Source organism: Burkholderia sp. AU28863 (assembly GCF_002223195.1).
GTDB lineage: Bacteria > Pseudomonadota > Gammaproteobacteria > Burkholderiales > Burkholderiaceae > Burkholderia > Burkholderia sola.
The window spans coordinates 1,498,300-1,519,896 of record NZ_NKFE01000005.1; the positions used below are offsets into that span (position 1 = coordinate 1,498,300).

Genomic DNA, 21,597 nt, shown 5'->3' on the forward strand with positions numbered 1-21,597 from the left:
GCCTGTTGCCGAAACGCAGTCTGCCGGCATACCATCGATTCCAATACAGAATGGATCGATACGAATACTCATGGATCGTCTTGATGCAATTCGCCTGTTTGTTCGACTCGTCGAATGCGGCAGTTTTTCCGCCGTAGGGCGAGAGGAAGGCATTGGACAACCAACCGTAAGCAAGCAGATTGCCGCGCTGGAGCGGTATCTCGGCGCTCAGCTGGTGTTGCGAACGTCGCGTCAGGTGGTGATCACCGCGGCGGGCCAGGCGTTCTATGAGTCGGCCAAGCGATGGATGGACGACTTCGATTCGCTGGAGTCATCGGTGGGGACGCGACAGCAATCCCCACAAGGACTGGTCAGATTGACGACGGCGCCTGCCTACGGCCGCCTATGCGTGACGCCACTACTTCCCGGCTTCTTTCGACAATATCCGGGCGTTGCGCTCGAATTATCCGTATCCGAGCGACCGGTCGACCTGGTCGGGGAAGGACTGGATCTGGCGATCCGCCATGGGCCATTGGTGGATTCCTCGCTGACAGCGAGAAAACTATCGGAGACGGAATCGCTGCTGGTGGCCAGTCCGGGCTATATCGCTGCCAAAGGCAGGCCTACCCGGCTGGCCGATCTGGACGCACACACGGGCGTCGTCTTCGCTCGAAACCATGAGCGCCGCCCTTGGCGCTTCAAGGTCGGGCGCGAAACCGTTCATCGCGTTCCTCAAGGGTCTTTCTTTACGGGTGATGCAGAGCAGGTGCGCGCCGCGGTACTGCACGGGCTCGGCATTGCCCAGGCGCCACGATGGCTTTTCGGAGCGGAAATCGATACCGAACAGGTCGAAGTCCTCCTGCCCGAGTTTCAGCCGGAACGCATGGCGACCCACCTCGTCTATCCCGCCGGTCGACGCGTACCGACGCGAGTCAGGGTGGTGATCGATTATTTGATGTCGGCACTCGGAACCACTTCTACTTGAACCGGGCAAGCCGATCGCGCGTAGCGGCTTGTCACTACCTACCTCTTCAAACTTCGATCCCAAGGCGGCTCGTTGCCGAACGCTGCAGTCAGGTAGTCGACGAACCGTCGAACCTTGAGCGGGATGCGCCGAGCACTCGGGTAGACCGCCTGTATCGTCAACTCGGTTGCTCGGTAATTTGGCAGTAGCGCGACGAGCTCGCCACGTCGCACATGTTCCCCGAAGACGAAAGTCGGGCCGTACGCGACGCCGGCGCCTGCCAACGCGGCAGACAGAAGCATCTGGGTATTGTTGGCAGCGATTCGACAGGGCCCTTCGATAACGTGCGCGCGGTTCTTCGCATCGAATAACGTCCAATCCCCGGCTGAGACGGCCTCGCTGAAGACGAGCCGCTGCGCATGACGCAGATCACTTGGCCTACGCGGCACTCCATGCCGCTCGATGTAAGCGGGCGACGCGCATATGACCATTCGACATGGCGCGATGCGACTTGTAACGAGCGCGCTGTCCTGCAGCTTCCCAATTCGGATGGCGACGTCGATGCCGTCCTCCAGAAGGTCGACATAGCGGTCGCCGAGCAGCACTTCCGCGTTGACCTGGGGGTGATCCTCGAGATAGCGGGCCGTGACCTCGCCCAAGTGCATCGCACCGAACGTGACAGGCGCCGCAACGCGTAGAACGCCGCGCGCCGTGCGTTGCGAATCGTGCGCTTCCCGGTTGGCGTCTTCGAACGCTTCCAGGATTTGCTTGCTGCGAGCGTAGTACGTCTGACCGATATCGGTCAGGCTCAAGCGCCGCGTCGTGCGTTGCAGAAGTCGCGCATTCAGTTGAGCCTCGATCGCGCTCACGTGTTTCCCGGCCATCGCCGGCGACAACCCGAAGCGCCGCGCGGCCGCGGCCAGACTGCCCTCTTCGACAGCAGCGACGAACACGCCAAGGCTGGTCAATCGGTCCATTGTTCGGCCCCGCCTGATTCGATAACATCATTATCGACTGCCGCTATCCTGCGTGCAATTATCAAATTGCAGGCGCGACGCTACGATTCATCCATCCAACCGAGAAGAGGCAGCGCAAATGGAAATCGAAGCGAATGGCACGCGAATCCACGTGACCCAAGCCGGCCAGGGCGACCCGGCCTTGGTGTTCCTGCATTACTACGGTGGCTCGTCGCGGACATGGCAACGCGTGACGGGTGCGTTATCGAGCCGATATCGCACCGTCGCCACTGACCATCGGGGCTGGGGCAAGTCCGATGCGCCGGCGGATGGCTACGGTATTGCCGATCTCGCGGCCGACGCCGAGGGCGTCATCGAGACATTGGGTTTGCAACGCTACGTACTCGTCGGTCATTCGATGGGTGGCAAGGTCGCGCAGTTCATCGCGTCGCGACGACCGAACGGGCTTCAAGGCCTCGTGCTGGTCGCGCCATCGCCACCATCGCCGATGCTGCTTTCCGCGCAAGAACGTGCGATGCTGACGGGCGCCTATCAATCGCGCGAGTCGGTCGAATTCGTTATCGACCACGTACTTACCGCCAAACCGCTCGACGCCGCCTGCCGCGAAATGGTCATCGAGGATAGCCTGAAGGCTGCGCCGCAGGCTAAAGCTGCCTGGCCCGAGGTGGCGATGCGCGAAGATATCAGTGCGGCGGTAACGTCGATCGACGTTCCGACGATCGTCATCTCCGGGGAACTGGACCAGGTGGATCACGTGGTCACATTGCGGACGGAACTGCTGCCGCGTATTCCGCAAGCGACCATGCATATTCTTCCTGGTGTCGGGCATTTGGCGCCGCTAGAGGCGCCGACCGAAGTTGCGCGACTCATTGAAGACTTCATTGCTGCGGCAAAACCTGAATGGCGTGCCGCACCAGCCGCACAATGAACACCCGACGCCCACGGCGCGCATGCTCACTCTTCGTGCGGAATGCCTTCGATCGGACACTCCGGCGTGCCGGGGGTGGCGCGCGTGAGCGATTCGACACGGCGACGCGTGGCGTCGGGATCCGCAATCCAGTCGCGATAGAAGCCGAACGGACATTCGGCGACGCCATTCGCGCCGTCACCGGAATTGATCGTGCCGGTATAACCGCGATGCAGCAGCTTGTACAGATGGTTCTGCGACTGCATGTTACGCCGCGCATCGCGAATCATGCCGAGCGACAGCTCCGCATACTGCACGCCCATTTCCTCCTCGCCGCACTCGCCGAGCGTACGCCCGTCGAACCCGACGATCGCCGAATGGCCGAAGTACGAATACACGCCGTCCCAGCCCGTGGCGTTGGCCACGGCCACGTAGGTGTTGTTCATCCACGCCATGGCCTTCGCGACCATCACCTGCTGCTCTTTCGCCGGATACATATAGCCCTGGCAGCGCACGATCAGCTCCGCGCCATTCATCGCGCAGTCGCGCCAGATCTCCGGATAATTGCCGTCATCGCAGATGATCAGGCTGATCTTGAGGCCCTTCGGCCCGTCCGTCACATAGGTGCGGTCGCCCGGATACCAGCCTTCGATCGGCGTCCACGGCATGATCTTGCGATACTTCTGCACGATCTCGCCGCGATTGTCGATCAGCACGAGCGTGTTGTACGGCACCTTGCGCGGATGCGCTTCATGGCGCTCGCCCGTGATCGAGAACACGCCCCACACGTTGGCCTTGCGGCACGCCGCCGCGAAAATGTCCGTCTCTTCGCCGGGAATCGCGGACGCCGTGTCGAACATCTCCTGGCGGTCGTACATGATGCCGTGCGTGGAATACTCGGGAAACACCACGAGATCCATGCCCGGCAAACCCTGCTTCATGCCGACCACCATGTCGGCGATACGGCGCGCGTTGTCGAGCACCTCCGCCTTCGTGTGCAGACGCGGCATCTTGTAGTTGACCACCGCGACGCCCACGCAGTCGCGGCTACTCGAAATATCACCATGTCGCATGACGCATCCTCCTTGAACGCGTTGACGCCACGCGCGACGGCCGCTGCTTCCGTTCATCGGCTCGCGCGCGGCACACCTTAGTGGCTGATCATCCACGGCCGTCCCGCCGGCCGCTTGAGGCCGTCCGACGCCGTGCCTGCGCGCGTCGCCGCGCCGCCCGAGCAGCAACTGCAACCCGCGCGATGGCGCAGCGGCGGCCCGTCGCCGGACTGACGCGGCGCGTGCGCGGCACGCTCGTTGGTCGCGTGTGCGGCGCGGCGCGCGCCCCCCATCAGCGCCAGTGACGGCGCGCTGATGACGCGCCCGCCTTCGGCGCCGCAGTCGGGACAGCGGCACGGTTTCTCGCGGTCCGCGATGCGACGCATGACGGAGAACGGCCCGCAGCTCGCGCATTCGAAGTCGTAGATTGGCATGACGGCCTCCTTTTCCTGCGTTATTTCAGTGTGTCGGTCACGCGTTCGCGAGATCCGGCGAACACGGCAGATCCACGCCGCCCTGGATGTGCCGGATCGGGCCGTCGGCATTCGGGCGAATGTCGAAGTCGAAGATCTGCGTGGGCAGCCACAAGGTCGCACACGCGTTCGGAATATCCACCACGCCGCTGATATGCCCCTGCACCGGCGCACAGCCAAGCAGCGAATACGCTTGCGCGCCCGAATAGCCGAATTTCTTCAGGTACTCGATGGCGTTCAGACACGCCTGGCGATACGCGGTGGTGACGTCGAGGTAATGCTGGCCACCCTGCTCGTCGACGGAAATGCCCTCGAAAATGAGGTAATCGTTATAGGTCGGCGTGATCGGGCTCGGCTGAAAGACGGGATTGCGAATGCCGTATTTCGCCATGCCGCCCTTGATCAGATTCACGCGCATATGCACCCAGCCGGCCATTTCGATCGCGCCGCAGAACGTGATCTCGCCGTCGCCCTGGCTGAAGTGCAGGTCGCCGACCGACAGGCCTGCGCCATCCACATAGACCGGGAAAAAAACCTTCGAGCCGCGCGACAGATCCTTGATGTCGCAATTGCCGCCATGCTCGCGCGGCGGCACGGTGCGTGCGCCCTGTGCGGCGGCCTGGTCGCGCGCGTCGCCCGCGAGCTTGCCCATGTGCGCGGTGGCCGCGAACGGCGGATTCGCAAGCGGCGGCACGCGATCGGGCGCGGTGGCGATCAGGCCGGTCTCCCGCGCGTTCCAGGTCTCCAGCAGTGTCGGGTCGGGCAGGCAGCCGATCAGGCCCGGGTGAATCAGGCCCGCGAAATTCACGCCGGGAATATGGCGCGAGCGCGTATAGACACCGTGAAAATCCCAGATCGACTTTTGCGCGCTGGGGAAATGATCGGTGAGAAACCCGCCGCCGTTGGTCTTCGAAAAGAAGCCGTTGAAGCCCCATTGGCTATCGGCCTTCGCGCCGATGTCGAGCAGGTCGACCACCAGCAGGTCGCCGGGCTCCGCGCCGTGCACGCCTACCGGGCCGGACAGAAAGTGCACGATCGACAGGTCGATGTCGCGCACGTCGTCGGCGCTGTCGTCGTTCTTGATGAAGCCGCCGGTCCAGTCGTAGGTTTCGAGGATGAAATCGTCACCGGGCTTGACCCAGCAGGCCATCGGAATGTCGGGGTGCCAGCGGTTGTGCACCTGTTCGTTTTCGTAAGCCGACTGGTTCAGATCGACCTTGATGAGAGTCTCGGGCATGGCGTTCACTCCTGGTTCGCGGATTGACATACGGCGCGGCGCGCGAACGCCGCGTCGCGTTCAGACGGACAGATATTCGCGGATGCGGTCGGTGTCGCCCGCATCGCGCGTACTTTGGTGCACGAAGCGCCCGCCCTCGATCACGAACAGGCGGTCGGCCACGTCGAGCGCGAAGCTCAACACCTGCTCCGACACGACGATGGCGATATTGCGGCTCGTGCGAATCTGGTTGAGCGCCTTGGCGATGTCCTTGATGACGGACGGCTGGATGCCTTCGGTCGGCTCGTCGAGCAGCAGCACTTTCGGGTCGGTCGCGAGCGCGCGCGCAATCGCGAGTTGCTGTTGCTGACCGCCCGACAGATTGCCGCCCTTGCGCTTTCTCATGTCGAACAGCACGGGAAACAACGCGTAAAGTTCGTCGGGCACGCGCTGGCTCTGCGCGTTTTCGAGGCCCGTCCGAATGTTTTCCTCGACGGTCAGCGACGCGAAAATCTGCCGCCCTTGCGGCACGTAGCCGATGCCTTTCGACACGCGGCGGTAGCTCTCGTCCTTCGAGACGTCCGCGCCGGCCACGCGCACCGTGCCGCGATGGGCGGGCAGCATGCCGATCAGCGCCTTGAACAGCGTGGTCTTGCCCATGCCGTTGCGGCCCATCACGGCCACGCTTTCGCCTTGCGCAACGGAAAAGCCGATGCCGTGCAGCACCTCGCTCTGGCCGTAGCTGACGACGAGATCGTCGACTTCCAGCATGATGTGTTCTCCGTGTTGTCGTTCGGTTGCCGGCTCAGTGGCCCAGGTAGACGTCGATCACGCGCGGATCGGCCTGCACCTGCGCCATCGGTCCTTCCGCGAGAATCTTCCCCTGATGCATGACCGTGACCTTGTGCGCGATGCGCTCCACGAAAGCCATGTCGTGTTCGATCACGATCATCGAGCGGTTGCGGCAGATGCGGTCGAGCAGATCGGCGGTCAGCTCGCGCTCGCGCACGCTCATGCCCGCGATCGGTTCGTCGAGCATCAGCAGTTCGGGGTCCTGCATCAGCAGCATCCCGATTTCGAGCCACTGTTTCTGGCCGTGCGAAAGCAGCCCCGCTTCCAGGTCGAGCGCACCGGCGAGGCCGATTTCATCGGCCACGTCGCGCACGCGATCGGCCACGTCGGCATCCTCGCGATACGCGAGCGCGCCGAACACGCTGCGTCCGCGCGGAAACGACACTTCAAGGTTCTGCGCCACGCTCAGGTTTTCGTAAATCGACGGCGTCTGGAACTTGCGGCCAATCCCTTTACGCACGCGGCGGAATTCCGCGAGATTCGTGATTTCCTCGTTGCGGAACTTGATGCTGCCCGCCGTTTCCTTCGTCTTGCCGCAGATGAGATCGAGCAGCGTGGTCTTGCCCGCGCCGTTCGGGCCGATCACCACGCGCAGCTCGCCGCGCTCGAGATAGAGATTCAGCGAATCGATCGCCTTGAAGCCGTCGAACGACACGGTCAGGTCTTCGATTGCGAGCAGAAAGTCGGTATTGCTCATGCTTCACGCCTCCTCGTTCGCCGCGCCGAGCAGCCGCCGCACGCGCGGGCGCACATGCTCGTCGTAGAGACCGGCCAGCCCGTTCGGAAACACCATCACCACGCCGATGAACATCGCCGCCATCAGATAGAGCCAGAGGTTCGGAAAGCTCTCCGAAAACCAGCTCTTGCCGAGATTGACGAGAATCGCGCCGTATACCGCGCCGACCAGCGACATGCGCCCGCCGACGGCCGCATAGATCACCATCTCGATCGACGGCACGATGCCGACGAACGACGGCGACATGAAGCCCACCTGCAGCGTAAACATTGCACCGCCGATGGCCGCGAGCATCGCCGCGAGACAGAACGCGAACACCTTGAACATGGCGACGTCGTAGCCCGAGAAGCGCACGCGGTCTTCCTTGTCGCGCATCGCGAGCAGCAGCGTGCCGAGCTTGCTGCGCTGAACCCAGCGGCACGCGAGCAGCGCGCCGATCAGCAACGCGGCGTTCACGAAATACAGCACGAGCTTCGCGTGATCGGTGCGGATGTCCCAGCCGAGCAGCGTGCGCAGGTCGGTGATGCCGTTCACGCCGCCCGTATAGCCTTGCTGGCCGATGATCAGCACCGAGAGAATCAGCGCGACCGCCTGCGTGATGATCGCGAAGTACACGCCGCCCACGCGCCGCTTGAACATCGCGTAGCCGATCACGAAGGCGAGCGCGGTCGGCACGACGAGCACCGCGAGTATCGAGAACGGCAACGAGTGAAACGGCTTCCACCATGCGGGCAGCGCGGTGAGCTGGTTCCAGTCCATGAAATCGGGAATGCCCGGCGTGGTCTGCGTGCGCGTGGCGGCCGGATCGGACGCCTCGAGCTTGAGAAACATCGCCATCGCGTAACCGCCGAGGCCGAAGAACACGCCCTGGCCGAGACTGAGCACGCCGCCGTAGCCCCACGCGATCACGAGGCCGATCGCCACGAACGCGTAGGTCAGGTACTTGCCCATCAGGTTCAGGCGGAACGTGTCGAGCGCGAGCGGAAACACGACCACGATCAGCAGCGCGAGCAGCACGATGCCCGCGTAGCCCGACGCATCGAGTCGCGCCGCGCGCACGCGCCAGCCGGCCGGCGGCGCGCCCGGGCCGGATCGCGGGGATACGCCGCCCGCCGCGGATTGGATGGGTTCCATGTCCGTCTCTCCAGTCGAATGAAGCTGTAAATGAGGCGTGGGGATGAACGCGCGCTTAAACTCGCCGCACCTTCGACGCAAACAGGCCCTGAGGACGCAGCATCAGAATCACCACGACGGTGAGTAGCGTGAGCACGCGCGCAATCGAGCCCGACAGAAAGAACTCGCTGATCGACTGCATCTGCGCGATGCCGAACGCCGACGCGACGGTACCGAGCAGGCTCGCCGCGCCGCCAAACGTCACGACGAGAAACGAATCGACGATATAGAGCGAGCCGCTCGTCGGTCCCGTCGAGCCGATCGCCGTGAAGGCCGCGCCCGCGACGCCCGCGATCCCGCAGCCGATCGCAAACGTCATGCGGTCGGTGCGCCGCGTGTTGATGCCCGCCGCGTTCGCCATCGGCCGGTTCGCGACCGTGGCGCGCACGCGCAAGCCCCAGCGCGACCGATAGAGCGCGAGCAGCAGGCCGCCCGTCATCAGCAGCGCGAGGCCCATCACGAACATGCCGCTTACCGGAATGTCGAGGCCGGGCGTGGGCTCCCACGAACCCATCAGCCAGTCGGGCAGCGCCGGGCTCACTTCCTTCGGCCCGAAGGTCGAGCGGAACACCTGCTGCATGCCGAGGCTCAGACCCCACGTGGCGAGCAGCGTGTCGAGCGGGCGCTTGTAGAGATGGCGGATCAGCGCCCATTCGGCGAGCCAGCCCGCCGCGAAGGCCAGCGCGAACGCCGCGAGAATCGCGAAGAAGAAATACACGGGCGTGAGCGCGTGCCAGACGTTCTGCGACAACCACGAAAACAGGTAGACCGTATACGCGCCGATCGTCATGAATTCGCCGTGCGCCATGTTGATCACGCCCATCTGGCCGAAGATCACGGCGAGCCCGAGCCCCATCAGGAGCAGGACGCTGAAGAGGCTCAGACCGGCGAAGCCCTGCATCAGCGTGATGTTGAAAATATCGGTAGCGGACATCGAACGCTCCTCGCGCGGCGGCGTCATCGGCCGCCGCGCCGCTGCGGTTGACGGATTACATGTAGCCCTTCGGGAACGGATTCGGCTGGATCGGCTGCTCCGACTGCGCGACGACCTTGAACTGGCCGTCCGCCTGGCCCTGCCCGATCAGCGAGCGGCTCCACAGGTGATGGTTCGCATCGACCTTCGCGTAGCCTTGCGGCGCGTTCGCCACCTCGATACCGGCCGAATGCGCGACCACCTTGTCCACGTCGAAGCTGCCGGCGCGCTCGCACGCGGCCTTCCAGATCCACGGGCCGAGATAGGCGGCTTGCGTCACGTCGCCGATCACCGACTTCTGGCCGTAGCGCGCCTTGAATGCCGCGACGAACTTCTTGTTGTTGTCGTTATCGAGCGACTGGAAGTACTTCATCGACGAATAGAAGCCCGCGAAGTTGTCGCCGCCGATGCCGAGCACTTCGTCCTCGGTCACCGACAGCGTCAGCAGGAACTGCTTCTGCGGCGTGATGCCCGCGGCCTTGAGCTGCTTGTAGAACGCCACGTTCGAGCCGCCCACCACGGTCGCGAAGATGCAGTCCGGGCGCGCGAGCTTGATCTTGTTCATCAACGATGCGAACTCGGTCGTGCCGAGCGGGTAGTACTCCTCGCCCGCCACTTTCGCGTGCAGATGCTGTTCGATATGGCGCCGCGCGATCTTGTTGGACGTGCGCGGCCAGATGTAGTCGGAACCGATGAGGAAGAAAGTCTTGGCCTTCTTCGTGTTCGACGCCCAGTCGAGCGCCCAGACAATCTGCTGGGTCGCTTCCTGACCCGTGTAGAACACGTTCTTCGATTGTTCGAGGCCTTCGTAGAAGGTCGGGTAATACAGCAGGCCGTTGTCCTTCTCGAACACCGGCAGCACCGCCTTGCGCGAGGCCGAGGTCCAGCAGCCGAACACGGCCGCGACGTGGTCGTTCTCCAGCAGCTTCTTCGATTTTTCGGCGAAGGTCGGCCAGTCGGACGCGCCGTCTTCCTGAATGATCCGCACCTTGCGGCCGAGCACGCCGCCCATCGCGTTGATCTGCTCGATCGCGAGGCGCTCGGCCTGGATCGAGCCGGTTTCGGAAATCGCCATCGTGCCCGTGGCCGAGTGGAGCTGGCCGACCGTCACCGTCGTATCCGTGACCGCGAGGCCCGTGGTGTTGACCTTCGCCGTGGGCGGCGTTTGAGCAAATGCGCCGCGCGGCAGGCCCAACGCCATCAGCGGCGCGGCGGCGAGACCGCCGAGCATTTTCCGGCGCAGCGGCGAAGGCATCCGGGCTTCGTCATCGAGTCGATCGTCTGCGGACATCACGTTCTCCTTATCGGGCGCCCGGCGCGGGTCGCTGCGGGCTGGGTCGAGGGTTGGACGTAATGTAGAAAGCCAATTTGAGGATCGGAATACGTCAATCGACGTATTCCCGGCGTGCGTACTGGAATGTAATTTGCATTGCAGGGCGATCCTGAGCGGTGTGGTCCGCCGTTGCGCCGTTCGCGCCCCGCTCGTGCCGCTTTCGCACCATTTCGGATCATCTTCATGTCCCAGAGTCACCCGTCAGTGGGCGCGCCCGGTACGCAACGCATCGTCAAGGTGCGTCGCGACTACAACGCCTGGGTCGGCGACGAAACCCTCGAGGACTACGCGCTGCGCTTCACGCCGCGCTCGTTCCGGCGCTGGTCGGAGCTGCGCGTGGCCAATACGGCGATCGGCGCCGTGTCGTTTCTGGTGCTGGAGGCGATCGGCGGCAGTCTCGTCGTCAACTACGGCTTCACGAACGCGGTCTGGGCCATTGCGGCCGTCTCCGTGCTGATCTGGCTCACCAGTTTGCCCATCAGCTATTACGCGGCGCGCTACGGCGTCGACATGGACCTGCTCACGCGCGGCGCGGGCTTCGGCTATATCGGCTCGACGGTCACGTCGCTGCTGTACGCGGTGTTCACGTTCATTTTTTTCGCGCTCGAAGCGGCCATCATGTCGCTTGCGCTGCAGCTGTATTTCCATATTTCGCTGGCGATCGCCTACGTCGTGAGTTCGCTCGTGGTGATCCCGATCGTCATGTTCGGCATCACGCTGATCAACCGCCTGCAAAGCTGGACGCAGCCGCTGTGGCTCGCCTTGTTCGTACTGCCCTACGCCGCCGTGCTGTGGCGCCATCCCGACCTGATCGCGCAATGGACCACCTTCGCGGGCTTCGCGCCGCAGGGCCGCGCTTTCAGCCTGATCGCCTTCGGTCAAGCGTCGACGGTCGTGTTCGCGCTGATCGTGCAGGTGGGTGAACAGGTCGACTATCTGCGTTTCCTGCCGCCGCTCACAGCGAAGAACCGCGCGCGCTGGTGGTTCGCGCTGCTCTCGACGGGGCCGGGCTGGATCGTGCCCGGCGCGCTCAAGATGCTGGGCGGCGCATTGCTCGCCTTCATCGCGCTCCAGTACGAAGTCGATGCCGGCCACGCCACCCAGCCTACGCAGATGTACCTCGTCGCCTATCATCTGCTGCTCGATCCGTTGGGGCTCGCGAGTTGGGCGCTGCCCGCGATGACGCTGTTCGTGATCGTTTCTCAGTTGAAGATCAACGTGACCAACGCCTATGCGGGCTCGCTCGCGTGGTCCAATTTTTTCGCCCGGCTCACGCACAGCCATCCGGGCCGCGTGGTATGGCTGGTGTTCAACGTCATGATCGCGTTGCTGCTCGTGGAAATGGGCGTGTTCGATGCGATCGCCAAGGTGCTGTCGCTCTACGCGAACATCGCGATCGCGTGGATCGGCGCGCTGTTCGCCGATCTCGTCATCAACAAGCCGCTCGGCTACAGCCCGCGACATATCGAGTTCAAGCGCGCGCACCTCTACGATGTGAACCCGGTGGGCGTCGGCGCGATGCTGATCGCGGCCGCCGTCGCGATGCTCGCGCATAGCAGCCTGTTCGGCGCGCTCGCCCAGGCGATGTCGTCGTTCATCGCGTTCGGCGTGGCGTTCGCGTGCGCGCCGGTGCTCGCGGTACTCACGCGCGGTCGCTATTACATTGCCCGCGCCGCGCAACCGACCGGCGACGCCACCTCGCTGCGCTGCGCGATCTGCGAAAACACCTTCGAACCCGACGATACGGCGTACTGCCCGGCCTATGGCGGCACGATCTGCTCGCTGTGCTGCTCGCTCGACTCGCGCTGCCACGACCGCTGCAAGCCGCACGCGCGCTTCGCGTCGCAGGCCGACCGCGCGCTGCATCGCGTGCTGCCCGGCGCGCGACTCGGTCCCGCCGCGCTACGCCTGATTCACTATGCGAGCCTCGTGTTCGCGATGCTCGCGGTGCTGGGCAGCGTGCTCTACCTGATCTGGTCGCAGAGCGCGACGTCGATGAGCGCGGCCGGGCCGTCGATCGGCCATGCGCTCTCGGGCAGTTTCCTGAATATCTTTCTCGCGCTCTCGCTGGTGGGCTGCATCGCGGCCTGGTGGTTCGTGCTCGAGCGCGAAAACCGCCGTGTCACGCAGGAAGAATCGCAGCGGCAAAACGAATTGCTGATGCTCGAAATCGACGCGCATCAGAAAACCGACGCGGCGCTCAAGCGCGCGACCGCCGCCGCGGAATCGGCCAATCGGGCCAAGAGCCGTTACGTGTCCGGCTTGAGCCACGAGTTGCGCACGCCGCTGAACAGCATTCTCGGCTACACGCAATTGCTGCTGCAGGCGAAGGAAGAACTCTCGCCCACGCGCTACAACGCCGTGCGCACGATCCATCGCAGCGGCGAGCACTTGCTCGCGCTCGTCGACGGTCTGCTCGACATCGCGCGCATCGAGGCGGGCAAGCTTCAGTTGAACATCGCCAAGGTATCCCTCGCCGATTTCGTCGCGCATCTGACGTCGATGCTCCGTCCGCAGGCGCTCGAAAAGGCGCTCGCCTTCGACGTGCGGACGGTCGGCCGGCTGCCCGCCACCGTGCGCACCGACCAGAAGTGCATGAGTCAGATCCTCACGAACCTGATCGGCAATGCGATCCGCTTCACGTTGAGCGGCACGATCACGCTGTGCGTGAGTCACGTGCTCGATACGCTCAAATTCGAGGTGATCGATACCGGCCCCGGCATCCCGCCCGCCGAAATGGAGCGCCTGTTCCTGCCGTTCGAACGCGGCGAAGCGGCCCATGCGTACGATCACGGCGCCGGCCTCGGACTCACGATCTGCCGCCTGCTCACGCAAGCGCTCGGCGGCAGCCTCGAAGTGGACAGCGAAGTCGGGCACGGCACGCGCTTCGTGGTGCGCCTGTTCGCCCCGGCCGTCGACGCGGCGGCCGAAACCCCCACCGAACTCGCGTCGATTCGCGGCTATACGGGGGCGCGCCGCACCATTCTCGTGGTCGACGACCTCGACGACCAGCGCGACATCGTCGTGCAATTGCTCACGCCGCTCGGCTTCGACGTCGCCGAAGCGGCCAGCGGCACCGATGCGCTGCGCTGGCTGGCGATGCACACGGCGGACGCGATCATCATGGACATTTCGATGCCGTTGATGGACGGCTACGAAACCAGCCGCCTGATCTCCGAGAATCAGTTGTCGAGCGCGCCCATCGTGCTGCTCTCCGCCAACGCGTTCGCCGACGACCGCGATCGCGCGAACGCGACCGGATGCAAGAGTTATCTGGTGAAACCGCTGCAGGTGAATCTGCTGCTCGACAAGCTTGCCCAACTGCTTGCACTCGACTGGATTGCATCCGATACAGGCGCGAGCGCGCCGGCCGCGCCGCCGCCGCTCACCCCCGCCGTGTGGCCGCGCGGGCTCATCGAGCATCTGCATGCGCATCTCGAAGTCGGCTACGTACAGGGCGTGATCGAGCAGCTCGACGCCGCCCGTGAGGCGTGGCCCGCGCTGCGGGATCAAATCGACGCGTTGCGCGCGTTGGCGGAACGTTTTCAGCTAAGGGAACTCGAGCATGAGCTTGACCGACTCGCGCGCGGCGCAAACGCGTGACGCGCACACCACGATCGCGGCCTCCCCGATCGTCGACGCCCCGGCCGCGTGGCTGCGTGAACGGCCGATGATCCTGATCGTCGACGACACGCCGGAGAACCTCGCCTTTCTGTCCGACACGCTGCAGGCGAACGGATACGCGGTGATCGTCGCGCTGTCCGGCGAGGACGCGCTCAAACGCCTCGCGCGCGTGACGCCCGACGTGGTGTTGCTCGACGCAATGATGCCCGGCATGGACGGCTTCGAAACATGTGTGCGCATCAAGCAGGACGGACGGCACGAGCATCTGCCCGTCATCTTCATGACTGCCTTGACGGAGAGCGAGCACGTCGTACGCGGCTTTCGCGTGGGCGGCATCGATTACGTGACCAAGCCGGTGCAGCCGGAGGAGTTGTGCGCGCGCATCGGCGCCCACGTGCGGCGTTCACGCGCGCAGTTGTACGCGGAGGCCGCACTGTCGCTCGACACGCGCGCGGCGCTGATCGTCGGCGCGGACGGCACGATTCGGTGGCAAAGTCCGCAGGCGGCGCATCGCATCGCTGCATACGCGACTGCGCATGACGCCCCCGATGCCCGGCAAACCGCGAACGCGCGCGATACCGATGCGCCGCCGAAGCTGCCTGCGCTGCTGCGCGCCTGGTTCATCGACTGGCTCGCGCGCGGCGCCCCAGGCGACGCCGTGCACGAATTCGGCTCGGGCCAGATACGCCGCTCGGCCAGTGCGACACTCGGTCCGGAGCCGGGCGAATGGATCGTCATCCTCAAGGAGCGGGACGACACCGTGCATTGCAATGCGCTCGCCGAACGCTTCGGCCTGACGATGCGGGAGGCCGAAGTGTTGCTCTGGGTGTCGCACGGCAAGACCAACCGCGATATCGGCGACATTCTCGGCATCGCCCCGCGCACGGTGAACAAGCATCTCGAGCACCTGTTCCGCAAATTGCATGTCGAGACCCGCGCGGGGGCCGCCGCCGCGGCGATCAAGATGCTCGAGCGCACGTGAAAGGCGCGGACCGCGGAATAGTCCGTTTTCCCAGCCCTTATCGGGCCGCTCGCCGGGACATCATTTCGTAAACTTGATCTTTTGCTCCGATTCTGGATAATTGTTCATGCCTTGAGCGCCATGTGCCCTGTCGCTCGCGCCACGAGGCCGTAGCCCGCCAGCCCCTCTTGGCTGGCATCCCCCGTTTCGGCGCCTGACCAACCGGTCCGCCGAAATACCGTCACGATTCCCCCGGCAACGGCGGAATCGTTCGCCTGCAACGCAGGCCGTGAAGCGCCAGAGGAGACACTGGCGCCTTGCTCCAAAGTGCGGCTCCAGATCGTGCTCAACCAGAGGAATCGTCGCGCCCTCGATCCAAACCGGTTTGGACGGGCCGTGAGCGAGTTCCCTACTCGGTGACCGACATGACGAAGCAATCAACCCGCGTACCAACCGGACGTCCCTCCTATCGGCGCGTTCCATTTGCCCGACGCGGCGGCACGCCGCCCGGCCACGTCCCCGCGCTCGCCTGAGCGCCGGTCCGCGCCGTCCCGCTCCGCGACTTGATCGAGGCGTTACCGCACGTGCGGCGGCGCCTTTTACCGGAGCGGACGCATGCCGCCACGTTTCGTTCGCCCGTGCGACGAACCGCATCACAAGGAAAACCGTCATGGCTTCTGACTCCGCCCTTCCCGACACACCCGCGGCCCGCCCCGGGCCCACCCCCTCCGCCTACATGCGTACCGTCGCATCGATCGCGGCGATCGCCGGCGGGCTCTACGGATACGACACCGGCATCATTTCGGGTGCGCTGCCCCTCATCGCGCGAGAGTTCGCGCTCGACTACCGCGCGCAGGAGCTCGTCGCCGCCGCGATCCTGCTCGGCGCGGTGATCGGCGCGCTGGCCGGCACCCGCATGTCGGCTGCGCTGGGACGCCGCAAGACCATTACGATCGTCTCGGCGATCTATGCGGCCGGCGTGCTGGCTGCCGCCCTCTCGCCCGACGTCTGGTCCCTTGCCGCTTCCCGGCTCGTGCTCGGATTCGCGGTCGGCGGCTCGACGCAGATCGTGCCGACCTACATCGCGGAACTCGCGGAGCCGGACAAGCGTGGCCGCCTGGTCACCTACTTCAACGTATCGATCGGCATCGGCATCCTGCTCGCGGCATTGATCGGCGTCGCGGGTAACGACCTGTTTTCCTGGCGCGCGATGATCGGCATCGCGGTCGTCCCGTCCGTGATCCTGATGGTCGGCATGACCCGACTGCCGCGCAGCCCGCGCTGGCTCGTCGAGCAGGATCGCATCGCCGACGCGCATGGCGAGTTGTCGAAGGTGCGGGCATCCCAGGCGGCCGTCCGGCACGAGATCGCCGATATTCGGGACGTGGTCGAGCGGCAGCAGGACAGCGCGACATCGGGCTGGCGCACGATGCGCGAGCGCTGGGTACGCCCCGCGCTCGTTGCCGGCCTCGGCGTCGCCGCGTTCACCCAGCTGAGCGGCATCGAGATGATGATCTATTACACGCCGACGTTCCTTCGCGACGCGGGATTCGGCGCGTCGGCATCGCTGTGGGCCGCACTCGGCGTCGCCATCACGTATCTCGTGATGACCTTCATCGGCAAGCTGATCGTCGACCATGTCGGCCGCCGTGCGCTCAGCCTGGCGACGCTGCCCGTCGCGGCAGCCAGCCTCGTGCTGCTTGGCTGCCTGCTGCGCGGCGACTTCGTTTGGCCCATGCAGCAACTGTGGATCGTCATCTGCCTGATCGCATTCATGGTGTTCAACGCCGGCGGTATCCAGGTCATCGGCTGGCTGACGGGCGCCGAAATCTACCCCGTCGCGATTCGCAACCAGGCCACCGGCGCGCACGCGGCGATGCTGTGGGGCTCGAACCTCCTGCTGACCGGCACCGCGCTGACCGTGACCAAATGGCTCGGTGTCGGCGGGGCGATGTGGGCGTACGCGTGTCTCAACGCGCTCGCCTGGGTGTTCATCTTCTTCATGGTGCCGGAAACGCGCGGTCGCAGTCTCGAGGACATCGAACGCGCATTGAAGCGCGGAACCTTCGGGCCGCGCCATTCATGATCGCCCCCCGGTCAAGCCAGTTGCGTCCATCCCGCCTTCTCGTCACGGAAACCGACATGAACGAACTCACCGACATGCGTCGACTTTCTGACCTCGCGCTGATCAGCGATTGCGACGGCGTGCTCGTCAACAGCGAGGCCATCGCCGAACGCATCATCGTGACGCGCCTCGAGCACCTCTGGGGACTCGCCGGCCTTCGCGACGTCGTGCGCCCCCTGCTCGGCATGCGCGCCGAGCAACTGCTGCGCACGGTCGCAACCATCGTCGATCGGCCGCTCGCCGACGACACGCTCGTGGCGATTCGCGCGGACGTCCACGCAAACGCGGTCAATGCACCGGCCATCGACGGCGTGCGCGACGCGTTCGCCGCCATCCCGCTCGTCAAGGCGTGCGCAAGCAACAGCGATCTTGCGTACGTGCGCAGCGTGGTCGACCGGATCGGCCTGGCCGACATGTTCGGCGAACGCTTGTTCACGGCCGACCAGGTGCCCTCGCCCAAGCCCGCCCCCGATGTCTATCTGGCCGCTGCCCGTCGCATGCATGTCGCGCCCGAACGGTGCATCGTCGTCGAGGACAGCGCGACCGGGACGGCAGCCGCGATTGCCGCCGGCATGACCGTACTCGGTTTCGTGGGCGCCGCGCATGCGGCACGAACCCAGGCGGACAAGTTGCGCGCCGCCGGTGCGTACGCCGTCTTCGACGACATGGCCGCGCTGCCGTCGCTCGTCGAGCGCTGGCTGCAACACCTGCACGGCACGACGCCCGCTTTGCGCATGCGCGCCTGACCTTCCTCGAACCCGACATACCCCGCGATCATGAACGACAACGCCTTCCCTCCGGCGCCCGAAGACGGCGCGTCCCATCCGCTCTCCGATGCGACGCTCGGACGCGTGGCACCGCACGTCGCCGTTCCCGCCTACGACCGTCTTCGCCTGAGCGCAGGCATCGCGCATATCGGCGTCGGCAACTTCCATCGCGCTCATCAGGCGCGCTACATCGATCACGTGCTGCATCTGCCCGGTCACGAAAAATGGGCGATATGCGGAATCGGACTGGGTAACGGCCCGGCCTCGGTCGCAAAGGCCGACGCGCTCCGCGCACAGGATTGCCTCTATACGCTGACGGAGTTCGCGAGCGACGGCACGACGATGGTGCGCGTCATCGGTGCAATGATCGAGTATCTGCACGCACCGGGCGATCCGGAGGCCGTACTGACCCGCCTTGCCGACCCGGCGATCCGGATCGTCTCGCTGACCATCACGGAAGGCGGTTACAACCTCGACGAGACGACCGGCGCATTTCGATTCGACACGCCCGACGTCGCGCACGATCTGCTGGGGGGACCGCCCCGTACCGCGTTCGGGTTCATCGTCGAAGCGCTCAGACGGCGCCGCGCCGCCAACGTACTGCCCTTCACCGTGATGTCCTGCGACAACCTGCGCAGTAACGGCGATACCGCGCGACGCGCCGTACTCGACTTCGCACGTGCGGTCGACGTCGATCTCGCTGCCTGGATCGAGCGTTACGTGGCGTTCCCGAACAGCATGGTCGATCGAATCGCGCCGCAGGTGACGGACGCGGTCCGCGTGCGCGCCAACCGGTCGTCAGGCATCGACGACACGGCACCCGTCGTTGCCGAATCGTTCTCGCAATGGGTGATCGAGGACAGTTTCAGCGCCGGACGTCCGGCATTCGACGCCGCGGGCGTCGAATTGCGCGACGACGTCCATACGTACGAGGCCATGAAGGGGCGCATGCTGAACGCTTCTCACATGTTGCTCGCTTACCCGGCGATTCTGTTGGGGCATCGTTTCGTCCATGACGCAATGGCTGATCGCGATCTCGCCGCGCTGCTCGACACCTTCCTGACCCGGGACGTCGCTCCGATCCTCACGCTACCGCACGGCGTGTCCGCGCACGCCTATGCTCAAAGCACGCTCGCGCGCTTTCGCAACGCCGCACTCGGCGACCAATTGCTGCGCGTCGCGCACGACGGCGCATCGAAGATCCCGGTGTTTCATGCAAAGACCATCGGAGCACTGGTCGCGCGCAACGGCGACCTGCGCCGCGAAGCCCTGCTGCTGGCTTGCTTTCAGCAGTACCTGAAGGGTGTCGACGATCGTGGCGCCCCCTTCGCCGTCAGTGAACCACAGTTCGACGCAGCGGATCTCGATCGTGTGCGAAGCGGCAATCCGCTCGCGATCCTCGACTCAAAACCGTTCGCCGCACTGGGCCTCGATGCCGACGCGGAATTCGTCGCGCTGTTCCGCACAATGCAGTCAGCCGTGGCGGCACGCAGGACGCGCGATGCCATCCGGCTGGCGCTCGATGCTTCAGATGCCTGAACAACGTAGCGCTTCCCGAACATCGGTGGCGCGAACGCTGCTGTCGGAGCGATGCGACCGTTCCTCGCCCGTCGTTTTTCCGAACAGCGCGTCCTCGAATGCGCGGTTGAGTTCGGTCAGCTTCGCGTCGAGCCGAGCCAGTTCACGAGGCGTCGGTAACGGAGGATCACCGGCTATCGCGAGCGTTCCGTGCCCGACGCTCGCAGCCGCATCGAGCGGCATCGCGCGGCTGCGATCCAGATCGCTCATCAACGCATCGATTCGCGTGACGATGGCTACGCGCGCATGCCGCTCGAATCCGACAACCGGGCCGTCGCCTTCTGCAGGCAGGAGCGTCGCGACGATTCGGCCATGCAGCCAGCAAGACAGCAGCGTGTCCGACAACCGTCGCGCATCGCCGGATACGCGGAACATGCGCCACGCAGCCAGCGGCCTGATCGCCACGCGCACGTCATGAAAACGGCGATCGGCCGCGCGCATCCGCGCCGCCTGCGACCGCGTGCCGTCGTCGCGCTCGTGCACGAGTTCGCGCAGCGCCGCCAACAGGCCGTGCGCACGCGTCGCGATGTGGCGCGACGCCGCCAGCGGCATCACCAGCATCGCCGCCGCGAGCGAAACCGCGCAGCCGATCAACACCTCGCCGATACGCAGTTCCGCAAGCGTTCCGATCTCGAACCCCAGTTGCGCATAGACGACGCCGATCAGCACCGTCAGGAAGAATACGCCGCGCCCGTAGGCATGCAGGATGTGGTACGCCCAGGCAAACACACACCCGCCCATGACGATGACCACGACTGCATTCGCATGATGAACGGCGCTGACGACGAGTACGCTCGCGAGCGCGCCGGCGAGCGTGCCGACGACGCGTTGCGTGCCACGATAGATCGTGTCCGCGCACGAATACGTGCCGAAGAATACGACGAACGTGCTGAGCACCGCCCACATCCATCGCTCCGACGACAGCGTCTCACCGATCAACATCGCGGCGCACGCAGCCGCCGCGGCGCGAATCGCCGGCAACCATGCAAGCGTGCGCCAGTCGGTGGTCCACGGCACCGCGCGTGCGTGCCGCGGCGTCGCGGGCGGACGTGCGGCTGCCATGCGCGTCGCCACGTCGCCGGCGACGGTATCGAAGCGCGCAATCGCCGCGCGTAGCGCCGCGGCGGCGGCATCCGTGCTGTCGTGGTTCAGCACGCGCCGGGCCGCCGCGATCTCCAATGCGACGAGCGCGGCGTGCAAGGCACGCGTGTCGCGTTCATCGAGTGTCGACGCGTGATGCTCGAGTGCGATGGCGGCTTCGTTCAACGCGAGCAAATGCGCCATCGCATCCAGTGCGTCCGCGTCCGACACGTCGCTTCGCGCGATGCATGCCGCGTGCAGCGACACCGAGCGCGCGATGAGCCGGGGCGTGTGCGCCGCATGCGTCGGCAACAGCATCCGGCAGACGAGCACGACGCCCGCCGGGCCCACGATCGACATCGCCAGCATGTGGCCGACCTGTAGCGCGGCCGGATGCAGATAGAGGCCGAGGTAGTACATCGCGATCGCCAGGAACGCACATCCGATCGTGCGCGGCCCTTGGGTCTGGCACAGCATCGAACAGAACAGGACGATCACGAAACCCGCCTTGCCGACGGCAGGCCACGCACTCGCGACGGCGGCTGCGGCGAAACTCGCGCATGCGACGCCGTACTGCCACGCCAGCGATTCATACCAGTCCAGCCGGCGAGCATCGCGCAGGAAGAGTGGCGCGATCATCGCGAACAGGATGCCCACGGCGCCGGTGGTGATCGCGAGACCGAGATGAAGCGCCGACGCAATGCTAAGCGCGCCGGCAAGCACGCTCGCGAGTGCGGCGCGCGCACCGCCCAGCAGCCGATGAAGACCGGGGTCGACAATGAACAGGCGGTCAATGGCGCGTGACAACGAAACAGCTGACATGATCA

Annotated in this window: 17 protein-coding genes; 7 read left to right on the forward strand and 10 right to left on the reverse strand. The window is 65.1% G+C overall.

Features of this window, described 5'->3' with window-relative positions; genetic code table 11:
• The first annotated feature begins 70 nt into the window (after positions 1–70).
• Entirely contained in the window at positions 71–964 is an 894-nt protein-coding gene (locus CFB81_RS23370) for a LysR family transcriptional regulator (RefSeq protein WP_089436684.1), read from the forward strand.
• 38 nt (positions 965–1,002) lie between these two features.
• On the opposite strand, the gene CFB81_RS23375 is transcribed toward CFB81_RS23370, so the two are convergent.
• Complete coding sequence (locus tag CFB81_RS23375; protein WP_089436685.1) at positions 1,003–1,920, reverse strand: LysR family transcriptional regulator; 918 nt, start codon at positions 1,918–1,920, stop codon at positions 1,003–1,005.
• A 118-nt stretch (positions 1,921–2,038) separates the two neighbouring features.
• On the opposite strand from CFB81_RS23375, the gene CFB81_RS23380 reads away from it, so the two are divergent.
• Positions 2,039–2,848, forward strand: a complete 810-nt coding sequence (locus CFB81_RS23380) for an alpha/beta fold hydrolase (protein WP_089436686.1) — start codon at positions 2,039–2,041, stop codon at positions 2,846–2,848.
• A gap of 26 nt (positions 2,849–2,874) precedes the next feature.
• Here the strand turns inward: CFB81_RS23380 and CFB81_RS23385 are convergent, their stop codons facing one another.
• The 8 genes from CFB81_RS23385 to urtA all read right to left on the reverse strand — a co-directional run bounded on the left by CFB81_RS23385 (position 2,875) and on the right by urtA (position 10,593).
• A complete protein-coding gene (locus tag CFB81_RS23385; RefSeq protein ID WP_089436687.1) occupies positions 2,875–3,900 on the reverse strand; it encodes an aliphatic amidase in 1,026 nt (341 codons plus the stop codon).
• A 77-nt stretch (positions 3,901–3,977) separates the two neighbouring features.
• Positions 3,978–4,313, reverse strand: a complete 336-nt coding sequence (locus CFB81_RS23390; protein WP_069618023.1) for an FmdB family zinc ribbon protein — start codon at positions 4,311–4,313, stop codon at positions 3,978–3,980.
• A gap of 37 nt (positions 4,314–4,350) precedes the next feature.
• Entirely contained in the window at positions 4,351–5,589 is a 1,239-nt protein-coding gene (gene fmdA, locus CFB81_RS23395; protein ID WP_069618024.1) for a formamidase, read from the reverse strand.
• A gap of 60 nt (positions 5,590–5,649) precedes the next feature.
• On the reverse strand, positions 5,650–6,339 hold the full coding sequence (gene urtE / locus CFB81_RS23400) for an urea ABC transporter ATP-binding subunit UrtE (protein WP_069618025.1): 690 nt from the start codon (positions 6,337–6,339) through the stop codon (positions 5,650–5,652).
• Between the two features lie 34 nt (positions 6,340–6,373).
• Positions 6,374–7,117, reverse strand: a complete 744-nt coding sequence (urtD, locus tag CFB81_RS23405) for an urea ABC transporter ATP-binding protein UrtD (protein ID WP_089436688.1) — start codon at positions 7,115–7,117, stop codon at positions 6,374–6,376.
• Positions 7,118–7,120: 3 nt separating this feature from the next.
• The gene (gene urtC / locus CFB81_RS23410; protein ID WP_089436689.1) at positions 7,121–8,290 is read right to left on the reverse strand and encodes an urea ABC transporter permease subunit UrtC; all 1,170 of its coding nucleotides are present in this window, start codon (positions 8,288–8,290) and stop codon (positions 7,121–7,123) included.
• 55 nt (positions 8,291–8,345) lie between these two features.
• Positions 8,346–9,263 (reverse strand): urea ABC transporter permease subunit UrtB, encoded by a 918-nt coding sequence (gene urtB, locus CFB81_RS23415; protein ID WP_069618050.1) that lies wholly within the window; start codon positions 9,261–9,263, stop codon positions 8,346–8,348.
• Positions 9,264–9,318: 55 nt separating this feature from the next.
• On the reverse strand, positions 9,319–10,593 hold the full coding sequence (gene urtA, locus CFB81_RS23420) for an urea ABC transporter substrate-binding protein (protein ID WP_089436690.1): 1,275 nt from the start codon (positions 10,591–10,593) through the stop codon (positions 9,319–9,321).
• 225 nt (positions 10,594–10,818) lie between these two features.
• On the opposite strand from urtA, the gene CFB81_RS23425 reads away from it, so the two are divergent.
• The 5 genes from CFB81_RS23425 (at position 10,819) to CFB81_RS23445 (ending at position 19,651) form a co-directional block, all read left to right on the forward strand.
• Entirely contained in the window at positions 10,819–14,238 is a 3,420-nt protein-coding gene (locus tag CFB81_RS23425; RefSeq protein WP_089436691.1) for an ATP-binding protein, read from the forward strand.
• 67 nt (positions 14,239–14,305) lie between these two features.
• Positions 14,306–15,241: a response regulator gene (locus tag CFB81_RS23430; RefSeq protein ID WP_069618051.1), complete on the forward strand. Its 936-nt coding sequence runs from the start codon at positions 14,306–14,308 to the stop codon at positions 15,239–15,241.
• A 649-nt stretch (positions 15,242–15,890) separates the two neighbouring features.
• The gene (locus tag CFB81_RS23435) at positions 15,891–17,306 is read left to right on the forward strand and encodes a sugar porter family MFS transporter (protein WP_069618030.1); all 1,416 of its coding nucleotides are present in this window, start codon (positions 15,891–15,893) and stop codon (positions 17,304–17,306) included.
• A gap of 56 nt (positions 17,307–17,362) precedes the next feature.
• Positions 17,363–18,091: an HAD family phosphatase gene (locus CFB81_RS23440; protein ID WP_089436692.1), complete on the forward strand. Its 729-nt coding sequence runs from the start codon at positions 17,363–17,365 to the stop codon at positions 18,089–18,091.
• A gap of 30 nt (positions 18,092–18,121) precedes the next feature.
• A complete protein-coding gene (locus CFB81_RS23445; protein WP_089436693.1) occupies positions 18,122–19,651 on the forward strand; it encodes a mannitol dehydrogenase family protein in 1,530 nt (509 codons plus the stop codon).
• Here the strand turns inward: CFB81_RS23445 and CFB81_RS23450 are convergent.
• Positions 19,640–21,592, reverse strand: a complete 1,953-nt coding sequence (locus CFB81_RS23450; RefSeq protein WP_256976307.1) for an FUSC family protein — start codon at positions 21,590–21,592, stop codon at positions 19,640–19,642. The genes CFB81_RS23445 and CFB81_RS23450 overlap by 12 nt on opposite strands.
• Positions 21,593–21,597 lie beyond the last annotated feature (5 nt).

What these genes read in the sequence shown, in the direction of transcription:
- CFB81_RS23370 (WP_089436684.1), top strand. Translation starts at nt 71, where the DNA reads ATGGATCGTCTTGATGCAATTCGCCTGTTTGTTCGACTCGTCGAATGC.
- CFB81_RS23375 (WP_089436685.1), bottom strand. Translation starts at nt 1,920, where the DNA reads ATGGACCGATTGACCAGCCTTGGCGTGTTCGTCGCTGCTGTCGAAGAG.
- CFB81_RS23380 (WP_089436686.1), top strand. Translation starts at nt 2,039, where the DNA reads ATGGAAATCGAAGCGAATGGCACGCGAATCCACGTGACCCAAGCCGGC.
- CFB81_RS23385 (WP_089436687.1), bottom strand. Translation starts at nt 3,900, where the DNA reads ATGCGACATGGTGATATTTCGAGTAGCCGCGACTGCGTGGGCGTCGCG.
- CFB81_RS23390 (WP_069618023.1), bottom strand. Translation starts at nt 4,313, where the DNA reads ATGCCAATCTACGACTTCGAATGCGCGAGCTGCGGGCCGTTCTCCGTC.
- fmdA (WP_069618024.1), bottom strand. Translation starts at nt 5,589, where the DNA reads ATGCCCGAGACTCTCATCAAGGTCGATCTGAACCAGTCGGCTTACGAA.
- urtE (WP_069618025.1), bottom strand. Translation starts at nt 6,339, where the DNA reads ATGCTGGAAGTCGACGATCTCGTCGTCAGCTACGGCCAGAGCGAGGTG.
- urtD (WP_089436688.1), bottom strand. Translation starts at nt 7,117, where the DNA reads ATGAGCAATACCGACTTTCTGCTCGCAATCGAAGACCTGACCGTGTCG.
- urtC (WP_089436689.1), bottom strand. Translation starts at nt 8,290, where the DNA reads ATGGAACCCATCCAATCCGCGGCGGGCGGCGTATCCCCGCGATCCGGC.
- urtB (WP_069618050.1), bottom strand. Translation starts at nt 9,263, where the DNA reads ATGTCCGCTACCGATATTTTCAACATCACGCTGATGCAGGGCTTCGCC.
- urtA (WP_089436690.1), bottom strand. Translation starts at nt 10,593, where the DNA reads ATGTCCGCAGACGATCGACTCGATGACGAAGCCCGGATGCCTTCGCCG.
- CFB81_RS23425 (WP_089436691.1), top strand. Translation starts at nt 10,819, where the DNA reads ATGTCCCAGAGTCACCCGTCAGTGGGCGCGCCCGGTACGCAACGCATC.
- CFB81_RS23430 (WP_069618051.1), top strand. Translation starts at nt 14,306, where the DNA reads ATGATCCTGATCGTCGACGACACGCCGGAGAACCTCGCCTTTCTGTCC.
- CFB81_RS23435 (WP_069618030.1), top strand. Translation starts at nt 15,891, where the DNA reads ATGGCTTCTGACTCCGCCCTTCCCGACACACCCGCGGCCCGCCCCGGG.
- CFB81_RS23440 (WP_089436692.1), top strand. Translation starts at nt 17,363, where the DNA reads ATGAACGAACTCACCGACATGCGTCGACTTTCTGACCTCGCGCTGATC.
- CFB81_RS23445 (WP_089436693.1), top strand. Translation starts at nt 18,122, where the DNA reads ATGAACGACAACGCCTTCCCTCCGGCGCCCGAAGACGGCGCGTCCCAT.
- CFB81_RS23450 (WP_256976307.1), bottom strand. Translation starts at nt 21,592, where the DNA reads ATGTCAGCTGTTTCGTTGTCACGCGCCATTGACCGCCTGTTCATTGTC.